Origin of the sequence: Stenotrophomonas sp. GD03930, from assembly GCF_029839665.1 — a bacterium.
In the GTDB taxonomy this organism is placed as follows: Bacteria; Pseudomonadota; Gammaproteobacteria; order Xanthomonadales; family Xanthomonadaceae; genus Stenotrophomonas; species Stenotrophomonas forensis.
This window is the reverse complement of sequence record NZ_JAOCAV010000007.1, coordinates 1-12068: the sequence shown is the minus strand read 5'-3', so window position 1 is coordinate 12068 and position 12068 is coordinate 1. Positions and strand designations below refer to the sequence as shown.

At 68.2% G+C, this 12068-nt stretch carries 11 protein-coding genes; 5 read left to right on the top strand and 6 right to left on the bottom strand.

Annotated elements, in window-relative coordinates; translation table 11 throughout:
* Nucleotides 1–44 precede the first annotated feature (44 nt).
* Nucleotides 45–251 (top strand): DUF6229 family protein, encoded by a 207-nt coding sequence (locus N5C18_RS22425; protein WP_049423517.1) that lies wholly within the window; start codon nt 45–47, stop codon nt 249–251.
* An 80-nt stretch (nt 252–331) separates the two neighbouring features.
* Complete coding sequence (locus N5C18_RS22420) at nt 332–3232, top strand: type 2 lanthipeptide synthetase LanM family protein (protein WP_279945627.1); 2901 nt, start codon at nt 332–334, stop codon at nt 3230–3232.
* A 21-nt stretch (nt 3233–3253) separates the two neighbouring features.
* On the opposite strand, the gene N5C18_RS22415 is transcribed toward N5C18_RS22420, so the two are convergent.
* Both N5C18_RS22415 and N5C18_RS22410 read right to left on the bottom strand, forming a co-directional pair.
* Nucleotides 3254–3823 (bottom strand): response regulator transcription factor, encoded by a 570-nt coding sequence (locus tag N5C18_RS22415; protein ID WP_008265983.1) that lies wholly within the window; start codon nt 3821–3823, stop codon nt 3254–3256.
* Nucleotides 3820–5046, bottom strand: a complete 1227-nt coding sequence (locus N5C18_RS22410; protein WP_053449382.1) for an ATP-binding protein — start codon at nt 5044–5046, stop codon at nt 3820–3822. The genes N5C18_RS22415 and N5C18_RS22410 overlap by 4 nt, the downstream gene beginning before the upstream one ends.
* A gap of 114 nt (nt 5047–5160) precedes the next feature.
* On the opposite strand from N5C18_RS22410, the gene ispG reads away from it, so the two are divergent.
* From ispG to N5C18_RS22395, 3 genes are all read left to right on the top strand, one after another.
* The gene (gene ispG / locus N5C18_RS22405) at nt 5161–6426 is read left to right on the top strand and encodes a flavodoxin-dependent (E)-4-hydroxy-3-methylbut-2-enyl-diphosphate synthase (protein WP_053511262.1); all 1266 of its coding nucleotides are present in this window, start codon (nt 5161–5163) and stop codon (nt 6424–6426) included.
* The gene (locus tag N5C18_RS22400; RefSeq protein ID WP_053449384.1) at nt 6407–7156 is read left to right on the top strand and encodes a phosphatase PAP2 family protein; all 750 of its coding nucleotides are present in this window, start codon (nt 6407–6409) and stop codon (nt 7154–7156) included. The genes ispG and N5C18_RS22400 overlap by 20 nt, the downstream gene beginning before the upstream one ends.
* Nucleotides 7157–7356: 200 nt before the next feature.
* Entirely contained in the window at nt 7357–8004 is a 648-nt protein-coding gene (locus N5C18_RS22395; RefSeq protein WP_006432784.1) for a response regulator, read from the top strand.
* Nucleotides 8005–8335: 331 nt separating this feature from the next.
* Here N5C18_RS22395 and eda read toward each other — a convergent pair whose 3' ends face one another.
* From eda to N5C18_RS22375, 4 genes are all read right to left on the bottom strand, one after another.
* Nucleotides 8336–8995 carry a bifunctional 4-hydroxy-2-oxoglutarate aldolase/2-dehydro-3-deoxy-phosphogluconate aldolase gene (gene eda / locus N5C18_RS22390; RefSeq protein ID WP_053449385.1) on the bottom strand — a complete coding sequence of 220 codons (660 nt, stop codon included), beginning with the start codon at nt 8993–8995 and terminating at the stop codon, nt 8336–8338.
* 238 nt (nt 8996–9233) lie between these two features.
* Entirely contained in the window at nt 9234–11150 is a 1917-nt protein-coding gene (gene edd / locus N5C18_RS22385; protein ID WP_279945626.1) for a phosphogluconate dehydratase, read from the bottom strand.
* Nucleotides 11151–11208: 58 nt separating this feature from the next.
* Complete coding sequence (gene pgl / locus N5C18_RS22380) at nt 11209–11931, bottom strand: 6-phosphogluconolactonase (protein ID WP_164087926.1); 723 nt, start codon at nt 11929–11931, stop codon at nt 11209–11211.
* Nucleotides 11928–12068 (bottom strand): glucokinase (locus N5C18_RS22375; protein WP_279945658.1); only part of this gene is annotated, 141 nt, incomplete at its 5' end. The genes pgl and N5C18_RS22375, both read right to left, overlap by 4 nt.

Here is a 12068-nt window from a genome sequence, read left to right as displayed (position 1 = left end):
CCACGTTCTCAACGCCTCATGTTGTGAATGACAGGAGATTGCGAATGGATCTGAATGACGATGTTGTGTCCGGCTGGCTCAACGGCTCGGACGATGTGGATGGGTGCGCCAACCCCGCCGGTTCGCTGTTCATCTATGGCGCTGCGGCCACCGAGTCCGCGCTCACGTCGGCCTCCGACACCCTGATCACCGGTGGTGGTACCGAGTGCACCACCACGATGTCGGTGGTCAATCACTGCCTGTGCTGTTGATGTAGCCCGAGCCGGCACGCAGCGGCTTGCGCTGCGTGCCGGCCACTGGAACAGACTCTGGACACTTTGCAGGGGGCGTAATGACCGCTTCTCCGGCTGCGGCCGTGTTTGCGCGCATCACCGAACATTTTCTTGCCGATGCGCGCGCCGCGTTGGCCGCTGGCCTGCATGACCCCGCTCTCGACCTGCGGCCGGACGAACGCGAGCTGCTGCACGGGCAAGGCGATGCGGCGCTTCGTGAGCATGCCCAGCTCAAGCTCAATCGCGTGCTGCTGCTTGAACTGCATGCCGCCGCGCGCGGCGGTGACATCGGCCCGCTTGACAGCGCCGGTGCGCTGGACGAATTCATGGCCCTCGCCACCAGCGAGGGCTTCCAGCAGCATCTGCAGCGACGCTACCCGGTGCTGTTGCCGCGGCTGTCGCGCATGCTCGAAGGGCAATGCGCGGCCGTGGTGGAGCTGGCCGCGCGCATCGGCAGTGATCGCGCGCTGCTGACGGAGCTGCTCGACCGGCCGGCAGGAGCGTTGCGTGCCGTCTCGCTGGGGCGGGGTGACCTGCATGGCGGCGGCCGCACAGTGGCGCGGCTGCAGTTCGACGGCGGCACGCTGATGTACAAGCCGCGCTCGCTGCGCATCGATGCCACGCTCGATGGCCTGCTTGCCGCAGTCTTCGGCGAAGGCGCGGACCGGGTACGCGTGCCCCGCGTGGTTGATCGTGGCAGCCACGGCTGGGCCGCATTCGCGGCGCACCGCTATTGTTCCGGTGACGAAGAGCTGCGTGCCTATTACCGTGGCCTCGGTCACTGGCTGGCGATCCTGCGCCTGGTCGGGGGTACCGACATCCATCTTGAGAACCTGATTGCAGTCGGGCCGGTGCCGGTGGTGGTCGACGCCGAAAGTGTGTTTTCGCGCGTCATCGACGTCGAACCCTCAGGCTTGGGCGATGCCTACGACACGGCCGTCAAACTGATGCGCAATTCCGTGCTGCGCACCGGTATCGTGCCGTTCCGCACCACCGGCCTCGGCATGGAAGGCGTGGACCTGTCCGCGGCCGGCGCGCTGCCGGGCGAGCAGCCACGGGTGCAGGTGCCGGTGATCATCGAAGACGGGACCGCGCCGGCGCGGCTGGGCCTGGTCGAGGCGGAGGTTGCCATCGCACAGAACCATCCGAGCCCGCAGCCGGATGTCTCGTTGTACTGGGACCACATCAGCGAGGGTTTCGTCGATGCCAGTGGGCGCCTGCGCGCGCTGGATGCGAAGGGCGAGCTGATGCCGTTGCTGGCGGGGTTCGAAGGGTGCCAGGTGCGGGACGTGCGGCGGCCGACCATGGCCTATGCCGAGCTCGGGCGGATGCTCTGGCATCCGGCGTCCCTGCACAATGAAGCCCAGGCAGTCGAACGTGCCGTCGACCTGCTGGTGAGGAACGCGGCGGTATCGCCGGCTGCACCTTCGGATCTGGACACCGTGCGCGGCGAGGTGGATGACCTGCGCTACGGAGACATTCCGATCTTCGCATCGCTGCTGGATGCGCCACGCATCCATTCGATCGTTGCCAACTGGCGCGCGATGCGCATCGATCTGGAAGAAGTGACCATCCGCAGCACGCTGGTGGCCACCGACCTGAACCAGCATGCGCTGGCACGTGCAGAGGCCCGCTCCGGCTACAGCTACGCGGCACGGCTGCCGCACGCCGACGAACTGGATGCGCGTCGACGCGCACTCGCAGCGCGCGCGGTGGAGAACCTGCTTCGACTGGCCGTGCACGGTGAAGACGGCTCGATGACCTGGATCACGCCCGAGGTGACCCGCAGCGGCTGGACGGTTCAACCAGTGCAGCCCGACCTGTACTTCGGTCTGGGTGGCATTGCCTTCGCGCTGGCGGCTTACCGCCGTGAAGTGGCGCAGGGGCGTGCAGATCCGGTGGCCGGCCTGGAACCGGCCATCGACGGCGCCATTGCGGTGTTCCAGACCATGTGCGAGCGCCATCCTGCCGAGATCGACGGTGGATTCGTCGGCACCGGTTCGCAGATCTGGACCCTGCTGGCGTTGCACGATCTGTTGCAGCGGCCGGCACTGCTGGCGCTGGCAGAGCACTGTGCGGAAGCCGCCGAACGCCGTGGTTTCCAGGGGCCGGTGAAGTTCGAACTGATTGATGGCGTGTCCGGCATGATCCTGCCGCTGCTGGCGCTGGCCGAGGCCACCGGCAGCGCGCGCTGGCTGGATCTGGCGGCTGCAGCGGGACGACGGATGCAGGATGCGGCGATCGTCGATGCCGACGGTGCGCGCTGGCCGACGCCGCAGTTCCGGGAGCCGATCGGTGGCTTTGGCCATGGTGCGATGGGCATGGGGTGGGCGCTGGCACGGCTGGCACGCTCGCAGGCGGGCAGTGCGGCAGAGCGCGCCGCCTGGCGGCAACTGGCAGAAGAGGCCTTCGCGTTCCAGGCGGCATTGTTCGAGCCGCATACCGGGCACTGGCGCGACATCCATCTGCAGGACGGGCAGAAGAACTTCCCCACCTGGTGCCATGGCAGCGTCGGCATCGGACTGGCGGCCGCCGACCTGTATGCGCGTACCGGCGACCCGGCGCAGTTGCGCGACATGCGCCGGGCGGTGGCCGATGCACGCGGCAAATGGGGTTTCAGCCATACCCTGTGCCACGGCGACGTGTCGACCCGCGAGCTGCTGGTGCTGGCCGCCGCGCTGGACCCGGAGGGCTGCCCCTATGCGCGGGATGATGCAGCCATCGAGATCGTGTCTTCGATCGAGGAGCACCAGGGCATGGTCGGCGGGTTGACCCGTGCGGCCTTCACCCCGGGCCTGATGATCGGGCTGGCCGGCGCGATCTATGGATTCCTGCGCATGCATCCGGCCTGCGTGCTGCCGTCGCCGCTGCTGCAGGAGACGGCATCGGCGCGGGCGGGCGCAATGGAGCCACGATTCAGCAGCGGGCAGGCCGTGCCGGCGGCGCTGGCGGAGGCCTGAGCCGGGAACGTCCCGCGGCGGTCAACGGGTCGGGTCGCGTTCCGGGCTCGGCCGCTTGGCCAGCTTGCGCTGCAGCGAGCGCCGGTGCATGCCGAGCAGGCGCGCGGCTGCCGAGACATTGCCACCGGTCTCGTGCATCGCCTGCTGGATGTGTTCCCACTGCAGGCGGCTGATCGGCGTCATCGCGTCGGGCACTTCCATTTCGCCATCGTCGGCCGGGCCGTCGTCTTCCTCGCCCAATGCGCGCAGGATCATCGGTACGGTCGCCGGCTTGGGCAGGTAGTCGTCGGCACCGAGCTTGATGGCTTCCACCGCGGTAGCGATGCTGGCGTAGCCGGTCACCAGCAGGATCCTCATGTCGGCGCGCAGGGCGCGCAGTGGCTGGATCAGGGCCAGGCCCGAATCGCTGCCCAGCTTCAGGTCGATCAGCGCGAACGCTGGCGGATGCTGGCGGGCCAGTGCCAGCGCGCTGGCGGCATCCTGTGCGGTCTGCGTTTCAAGCCCCTTGCGGGCCAGGCTGCGCTGCAGGGTGCGCAGGTACAGCTCGTCGTCGTCGACCAGCAGGCCCAGGGTGGAGTGGTGAAGGCTCATGGGGTGTCCTCGCGTGGGGCCAGCGGCAGGCGGAAGCCGACGCGGCTGCCGGCCCCCTGGGCCGGGCGCATCCACATCTCGCCGTCGAGGCGTTCGATGGTGGCATGGGACAGGGCCAGGCCGACGCCCATGCCCTCGCTCTTGCTGCTGCCGAACAGCTTGCCCGGCAGCACGGCGGCGCGGGCATCGAAGCCGTGGCCGTAGTCGCGGACTTCGCCGATCAGGTCGTCGCCTTCGATGCGCAGGTCCAGGTCCACGCGCGGCCGGCCGGCCTTCTCGCCGGCATCGGCGGCGTTGTTGAGCAGGACCATCAGCAGGTGGCCCACGCCCGGGTCCAGCGGCAGCCGCAGTGGCGCATCGTCGTTGCGGTGCAGGTCGATGGTCGGGCGCACCAGTCGCCATTGCTCCAGCACCTGCTGGGCGCTGGAGTGACTGCGGCCCGGCGCGTCGGCCGACGCTGGTGCGGCCAGTGCCAGCACCCGCTCACGGCACTGCACCAGCAGCTCGCGCAGGGTTTCCATGTCCTCGCGTACTTCCGGCTCTTCGCTGCGCTCGGCGACGTCGTCGGCGAGCAGGGTCATCGTCGCCAACGGGGTATTCAGTTCATGCGCCACCGAGGCGGCATGGGTGGCCAGCGCGACGATGCCTTCGTTGCGCGCGAAGCGCTCGCGCAGCGCCGACAGCTCCAGCTCGCGCTGGCGCAGTGCCAATGCCAGCCGGGTCGAGAACGCCAGCACCACCGCGGCGGAGATCAGGAAGTTGGCCACCACGCCCCAGCGGTTGAGGTCCTGTGCGCGGAAGTAGCCGTCCGGCAGGGGCTGCCCGAAGATGCCGCTGCTGGCGTAGCCGAGCAGGCAGGCCAGTGCGACCGCCAGCGCCCAGCGCAGGGGAAGGGCGAATGCGGCCAGTGCGATCAGGATCAGGAACAGCGAGCTGAACGGGTTGGCCATGCCGCCGCTCCAGCCCACCATCCAGGTCAGGATGATCACGTCCACCAGGATGTGGCCGAAGGCGGTCAGCGGCGCGGTGTCAGCTGCCTCCGGGCGCAACTGGGTGTAGACGTTGAACAGGGCCAGCACCGCCACGCCGGCCCACAACGGCAGCTGCGGCAACGGCAGGCCCAGCACCCAGGTGGCCACCAGGATGGTCGCGGCCTGGCCGCCCACGGCAAGCCAGCGCAGGCTGCACAGGGTACGGAGAAACGGAGCGTCGGGACCGGTCATTCATGCCCATCGTATGCGTTCGCGGGCGGGCGTGCCTGCGACAATAGGCCGCAGCCGTGCCGCCGGCTGAATGCGAGTCACCCGGAATGCGGGGGCGGGCGGTAGAATGCGCCCATGCACGACGCCGTCACCCGCCCGACTCCGCCCTCCGATGCCACCTCCTGGCCGCGCCGCCAGACCCATGCCGTGCAGATCGGCGGGGTCACCGTAGGCGGAGGCAAGCCGGTGGTGGTGCAGTCGATGACCAACACCGACACCTCCGACGTGGCCTCCAGCGTGAAGCAGGTGGCCGAGTTGTGGCGTGCCGGTTCGGAAATGGTGCGGTTGACCGTCAACACCGTTGAAGCCGCTGCGGCGATTCCGCGTATCGTCGACAAGCTGGCGATGATGGGCATCGACGTACCGCTGATCGGTGACTTCCATTACAACGGCCACCAGCTGCTGACTGCCGAGCCCGCCTGTGCCGAAGCACTGGCCAAGTACCGTATCAACCCGGGCAACGTCGGCTTCGGCAAGAAGAAGGACCTGCAGTTCGCCCAGCTGATCGAGTTTGCGATCCGCTACAACAAGCCGGTGCGCATCGGCGCCAACTGGGGCTCGCTGGACCAGGCCCTGGCGGCGAAGCTGATGGACGAGAACAACCTGCGCGAACAGCCCTGGGATGCCGGCCGCGTGCTGCGCGAGGCGCTGATCCGTTCGGCGCTGGATTCGGCCGAGCAGGCGGTGGAACTCGGCCTGCCGCGCGATCGCATCGTGTTGTCGGCCAAGGTCAGTGGCGTGCAGGAGCTGATCGCGGTGTACCGCGACCTGGCCCAGCGTTCCGACTTCGCCCTGCACCTGGGCCTGACCGAGGCCGGCATCGGCAGCAAGGGCATCGTCGCGTCGTCGGCGGCGCTGGGCGTGCTGCTGCAGGAAGGTATCGGTGACACCATCCGCATTTCGCTGACCCCGGAACCGGGCCAGTCGCGTACGCAGGAAGTGATCGTCGCCCAGGAACTGCTGCAGACCACCGGCCAGCGCGCCTTCACCCCGCTGGTCACGGCCTGCCCGGGCTGCGGTCGCACCACGTCCGAATTCTTCCAGGAACTGGCCAAGGTGGTGCAGAACCACGTGCGCGAGAAGATGCCGCTGTGGAAGATCCACCACCCGGGGGCGGAGAACATGACCCTGGCGGTGATGGGCTGCATCGTCAACGGGCCCGGTGAGTCGCGCCACGCCAACATCGGCATCTCCCTGCCGGGTACCGGTGAGACGCCGGCGGCGCCGGTCTTCGTCGATGGCGAGAAGAAGGTGACCCTGCGTGGCGACAACATTGCCCAGGAGTTCGTCGCCCTGATCGACGATTACGTCGAACACAACTATGTCCGAAGCGCCGGATAAGCCTGCGATCCTCGCTGCACCGGAGTCAGCCTCCGGTTTCCGCCACTGGATGGCGCGCAACGCCTGGCGCCTGCTGCTGCTGTTCGGTGGCGTGCTGCTGCCGTTGGCCGGTTTCGTCGCGCTGGCCGATGAAGTGCACGAATTTGAATCGTTCCATTTCGATGCCCCCCTGCTGTGGCAGATGCATGGCCTGCATTCGCCGCTGCTGGACCGCTTCTTCGTGCTCATCTCCAGGCTGGGCTACGAGTGGTTCCTGATCCCGGCCGATGTGCTGATCATCGGCGTGCTGCTGGGATACCGGCGCTGGCGCGAGGCCACCTTCGTCGGCGTCAGCTTCGTCGGCTCGGCGCTGCTGAACATGGGCAGCAAGCACTTCTTCCAGCGCCAACGCCCCAGCCTGTGGGAATCGATCGCGCCGGAATCGACGTTCAGTTTCCCCAGTGGCCATGCGATGGGGTCGATGACCCTGGCGGTGACCCTGGTACTGCTGGCCTGGAACACCCGCTGGCGCTGGCCGGTGCTGCTGCTGGCCCCGGCGTTCAGCCTGCTGGTCAGCGTGTCCCGGGTCTATCTGGGGGTGCATTACCCCTCCGATATCCTGGCCGGATGGTGTGCCGCGCTGGTTTGGGTGGTAGGGTGCTATCTGGTCATGTTCAGTCGCCGGCACCCATGGCGACGTCACGGCTCGCCGCCAGCGAAGGCCAGCGAAGCATCATCACAGGGGGTTTGACGTGGATGACCCTTCGGGGACGTCTACGTGATAGATCAGTTGTTTCGTTGCAGCAGGTTCTGCAAGACAGGGGGCAAGCACCAGGCGCGGTACTGTGATGCGCAAGGCAGATTGCCATTGCCGCATTACGAACGCGCTTGCAGGGTTACGGCACCCTGCCTAGCTTGACCTGCAATGGCCGCATTCGAAGAGGTACGTGAATGACGATTCGAGTCTACCTGGTGGATGACCACGCACTGGTCCGCACCGGGATGAAGATGATTCTGTCGGGGGAAACCGACATCGAGGTGGTGGGCGAAGCCGAGACCGGCGAAGACGCGCTGCGTGAAGTGCGCCAGCTGCTGCCGGACGTGGTGCTGTGCGATCTGCACCTGCCGGGTGTCAGTGGCATGGAAGTGACCGAGCGCATTGTCCGCAGCCACCGCAATACCCGCGTAGTGATCGTGTCGGTGCTGGAAGACGGCCCGCTGCCGAAGCGCCTGCTTGAAGCCGGTGCCGCCGGCTACATCGGAAAGGGCTGCGATGCGCAGGAGCTGCTGCGTGCGGTGCGCGACGTGGCGGCCGGTCGTCGCTACCTGGGCACCAGCATCGCGCAGAACCTGGCGCTGTCGACGGTGGAGGGCAACGGCTCGCCGTTCGACAGCCTGTCGCCGCGCGAGCTGGAAGTGGCGCTGCTGCTGACCCAGGGCCTGCGCCAGGAAGACATCGCGCGGCGCCTGAGCCTGAGCGCGAAGACGGTGAACACGCACAAGGCGCGGTTGTTCGAGAAGATGGGGATCCACGACAACATCGCGCTGGCGCGCATGGCGAGCCAGTACGGGCTGGTGGATCCGGCACGGCCGTTGTGAGGGTTTCGGCCAACGGCTGAGCCCCTCGCGGTGTGCGGTGCGGTTGAATTCTGAGGGGCCGGGCGGATGGGCTGTGCAGGGGGCGCTGCAAGTACGTCCCTGTAAGCTCGGTCGCCGCATCCATGCGGCTCACGCCCCTGCACAACCCATCCGCCCGGCCACGGAGAGGTTCCGTGCGCGTCCACCGCGGAATGAAGAAGGAAGAGCAGGAGCGGGTCGCGCGCCTTGCGCGCTCGTCGCCCGGGTCGGATCCCTTTCCCGGTGGGAAAGGGCTCTGACCCCTGATGATGCCGGAGCCGAGCGTGGGCTCGGCTCTACACCTTTGTCGGGCTCAGTGGCCGCGCACGCGCTTGATGATCTTCGCCGCGTCGGCGGCGCTGGCGCGGACCTTGTCCCATTCGCCGTCGGCGATCCAGTTGCCCGGTACCATCCACGAACCACCGATGCAGACCACGTTCTTCTGCTCGAGGTATTCGGCGGCGGTGTTCTCGGTGATGCCACCGGTCGGGCACAGCTTGAGATCGGCGACCGGGCCGGCCAGGCCCTTGATCATCGCCAGCCCGCCCACGGCCGTGGCCGGGAACAGCTTGCACACGCGGAAGCCGCGCGCATACAGCGACAGCAGCTCGGTCGGCGTCGCCGCACCCGGCACCACCGGCAGCGGGGCGGCGGCCAGCGCATCGGCCAGTGCCGGCGGCGTACCCGGGGTCACCAGGAAATCCGCACCCGCATCGATGGACTGCTGCATCTGCTGCACGGTCAGCACCGTGCCCGCGCCCACCACCACATCGGGCAGCTCGCGCTTGAGCATCGCCAGCGCTTCCATCGCCACCGGCGTACGCAGGGTCAGCTCGATCGCCGGCAAGCCCCCTTCCAGCAGCGCCGCACTCACCGCACGCGCCTGGTCCAGCGTATGAATCGTCACCACCGGCAGGATGCCCGCCGCATGCAACAGCTCCGCCGCCTTCACCTGATGTTGTTCGATACCCATAGCTCTGCTTCTGCCTTTGCTTCTGCGTTTGAATTTGATTTTCAGTGATCACTTCGCGGCGTATCGGCGCCGGAAACTGTGATGCGGCGGAGGGCAGGCCGTCGCCAGGACCGTTCGCGCCATGGATGGCGCGACCGAGCCTACAGGGACGTATTCACGGCGTGTCCTGGCGACGGGCTGCCCTCTGCCGCCGCCAGCAAACTCACCGCCGCAACAAACCCGCAACGCTCTTCAACCCTCAGGCGTCCTTCGCCTCATGCGGCGCCGCCGCTGCCGCCGCATCGTGCCCCAGCTCATACTCGGCGTCGTAATCCCACGGCCCACCATCCGCCGCTGCCGGCCCGCACGAAATCGAAATCGCGCCCTGGTCGGCCGGGCCCACCACGCGACGGTTGATCGCGAACAGATTGCGGCCCAGGTCATGCGCTGCCGGAGCCGTGTTCGGCGCCAACGACCGCGCCGCCCATTCGGCGGCGTCCACCAGCACTTCCAGCGTGCCGGCTTCACCATCCAGGCGGATCATGTCGCCCTCGCGGACCTTCGCCAGCGGGCCACCGCGCGCCGCTTCCGGCGTCACGTGGATGGCCGCCGGAATCTTGCCCGAGGCGCCGGACAGGCGGCCGTCGGTGACCAGCGCCACGCGCCGGCCCTGGTTCTGCAGCAGGCCCAGCAGCGGCGCCAGCGAATGCAGTTCCGGCATGCCGTTCGCACGCGGGCCCTGGTAACGCACCACCGCCACGAAATGCTCGGGCAGCAAACCGCCGGCGTGCAGCTTGTTCAGCACCTGCGGCGCATCGACCACCACCGCCGGTGCCTCGATGCTGCGGTACTGCGGCTTCACCGCCGACAGCTTGATCAGTGACTTGCCCAGGTTGCCGCGCAGCAGGCGCAGGCCACCCTGGCTTTCGAACGGGTTGTCGACGCTGCGCACCACCTCTTCATCGGCACTGCGTTCCAGGCCCGGCAGGTAGACCAGCTTGCCCTCGCGCAGCTGCGGCTCGCGGGCGTAGTCGGCCATGCCGCCACGCGCCACGCTGACCAGATCGCCGTGCATCAGGCCGGCCTTGATCAGTTCGCCGAACACGAATGCCGGGCCACCGGCGGCGGCGAAGCGGTTCACGTCGGCTTCGCCGTTCGGGTACACACGGGCCAGCAGCGGAATCAGCTGCGAGAGTTCGTCGAAATCATCCCAGGTCAGCACGATGCCGGCGGCCCGCGCCACCGCGATCCAGTGGATGGTGTGGTTGGTCGAGCCGCCCGTGGCCATCAGCGCGATGACCGCGTTGATGATCGCGCGCTCGTCGATGATCCGGCCCAGCGGGCGGAAATCGTCGCCCAGCGCGGTGATGGCCAGTGCGCGCTCGGTGGCTTCGCGGGTCAGTGCATCGCGCAGGGCGGTGTCCGGGTTGACGAACGACGCACCCGGCAGCTGTACGCCCATCGCTTCCAGCAACACCTGGTTGGAATTGGCGGTGCCATAGAAGGTGCAGGTGCCGGCGCCATGGTACGAGGCGGACTCGGCCTCCAGCAGCTCCTCGCGGGTGGCTTCACCGGCGGCGTAGCGCTCGCGCACTTCGGCCTTCTGCTTGTTCGGAATGCCCGGGGTCATCGGGCCGGCCGGCACGAACACCGCCGGCAGGTGGCCGAAGGCCAGCGCACCGATCAGCAGGCCCGGCACGATCTTGTCGCACACACCAAGGTGGACGGTGGTGTCGAACATGTCATGGCTGAGGCCGATGGCCGTCGCCTGGGCGATCACATCGCGCGAGAACAGCGACAGTTCCATGCCGCCACGGCCCTGGGTCACGCCGTCACACATTGCCGGCACCGCGCCAGCCACCTGTGCGGTGGCGCCCAGCTCGCGGGCGATCTTCCGGATCTGTTCGGGGTAGGTCTCGAACGGCTGGTGCGCCGACAGCATGTCGTTGTAGGCGGTGATGATGCCGAGGTTCGGCGTCACGCCGCCGCGCAGCCGGCTCTTGTCAGTACCGCCGCAGGCGGCGAAGCCATGGGCGAGGTTGCCGCAGCTCAGGCGGCTGCGGAAGGGGCCATCGCGCAGGGCGGCGTCGATCGCGGCCAGGTAGGCGGCGCGCGAGGCGGCGCTGCGGCGGATGACGCGCTCAGTGATGGCGTGCAGTTGCGGATGGAGGCTCATTGGCTACCGGCGTTCGTGGTGGCGAGAGGCAAGCGGCGGCAGCGCGCCGCCGCCGACTTCAATCAGCCCAGTGGACGCGCAGGCGCGCGCCTTCCAGGTTGATCGCGTTGAGGATCGGATACTGCTGGGCGTCGTTGCTGTCCAGGGCCTGGCGCAGCACCTGCAGCTTCTGCTTGCCGCGCAGCAGCAGCAGGCGCTGGCGGCACTGGCGCAGGCCGTGCGGGGTCAGCGTGATGCGCAGCGGCCACTGGTTGGCACCGGGGCAGCCGGTGGCATCCAGCGCCGCATAGGGCAGGGTGCTTTCCAGCGCGCGGGCGAGGTCCTTCGAGCCCGGGAACAGCGAGGCGGTGTGGCCGTCATTGCCCATGCCCAGCGCCACCAGGCTCGGCGGCTGGCTGTGCTGGGCCTGCAGATTGACGGTGTAGACGCATTCCGGCAGCGGCTTGCCGACGCGCACCAACGGGTCGAAATGCGCGCCCTCGGCGCGCTTGAGCAGATGCTCGCGCACCAGCCAGGCGTTGCTGTCGCGATCCTGCGGCGACAGCCAGCGTTCGTCGGCCAGGCTGACTTCAACCCGGTCCCAGTGCACGTCCAGCTCGGCCAGTGCCTGGTAGACCGGCGCCGGCGTGGTACCGCCAGACAGCAGGATGCGGGCGCGGCCCACTTCGTTGATGTCGTGGTTGAGGGTCTGTGCCATCTCGGCGGCGACCGCCTCGATCCAGCCATCGGCGTCGCCGTGCTGGATGAACTCGATGCGGTCGTCGTGGAAGGTGGGGCTCATGCGGCAACTCCTGGTGCGTCACGTTCGGCGTCGGCGGCATAGGCGGCGGCGCCCAGCAGCCCAGCGTGGGGATGCATCACCGCCAGCGACGGCACCCGCGCCATGATCGAAGAGAAGCGGCCCTTGTGCTCGAAGCG

Excerpts from the sequence above, each read along its gene's own strand:
- edd (WP_279945626.1), bottom strand. The coding sequence starts at position 11,150 with ATGAGCCTCCATCCGCAACTGCACGCCATCACTGAGCGCGTCATCCGC.
- N5C18_RS22425 (WP_049423517.1), top strand. The coding sequence starts at position 45 with ATGGATCTGAATGACGATGTTGTGTCCGGCTGGCTCAACGGCTCGGAC.
- N5C18_RS22395 (WP_006432784.1), top strand. The coding sequence starts at position 7,357 with ATGACGATTCGAGTCTACCTGGTGGATGACCACGCACTGGTCCGCACC.
- N5C18_RS22415 (WP_008265983.1), bottom strand. The coding sequence starts at position 3,823 with ATGAGCCTTCACCACTCCACCCTGGGCCTGCTGGTCGACGACGACGAG.
- N5C18_RS22400 (WP_053449384.1), top strand. The coding sequence starts at position 6,407 with ATGTCCGAAGCGCCGGATAAGCCTGCGATCCTCGCTGCACCGGAGTCA.
- ispG (WP_053511262.1), top strand. The coding sequence starts at position 5,161 with ATGCACGACGCCGTCACCCGCCCGACTCCGCCCTCCGATGCCACCTCC.
- eda (WP_053449385.1), bottom strand. The coding sequence starts at position 8,995 with ATGGGTATCGAACAACATCAGGTGAAGGCGGCGGAGCTGTTGCATGCG.
- N5C18_RS22410 (WP_053449382.1), bottom strand. The coding sequence starts at position 5,046 with ATGACCGGTCCCGACGCTCCGTTTCTCCGTACCCTGTGCAGCCTGCGC.
- N5C18_RS22420 (WP_279945627.1), top strand. The coding sequence starts at position 332 with ATGACCGCTTCTCCGGCTGCGGCCGTGTTTGCGCGCATCACCGAACAT.
- pgl (WP_164087926.1), bottom strand. The coding sequence starts at position 11,931 with ATGAGCCCCACCTTCCACGACGACCGCATCGAGTTCATCCAGCACGGC.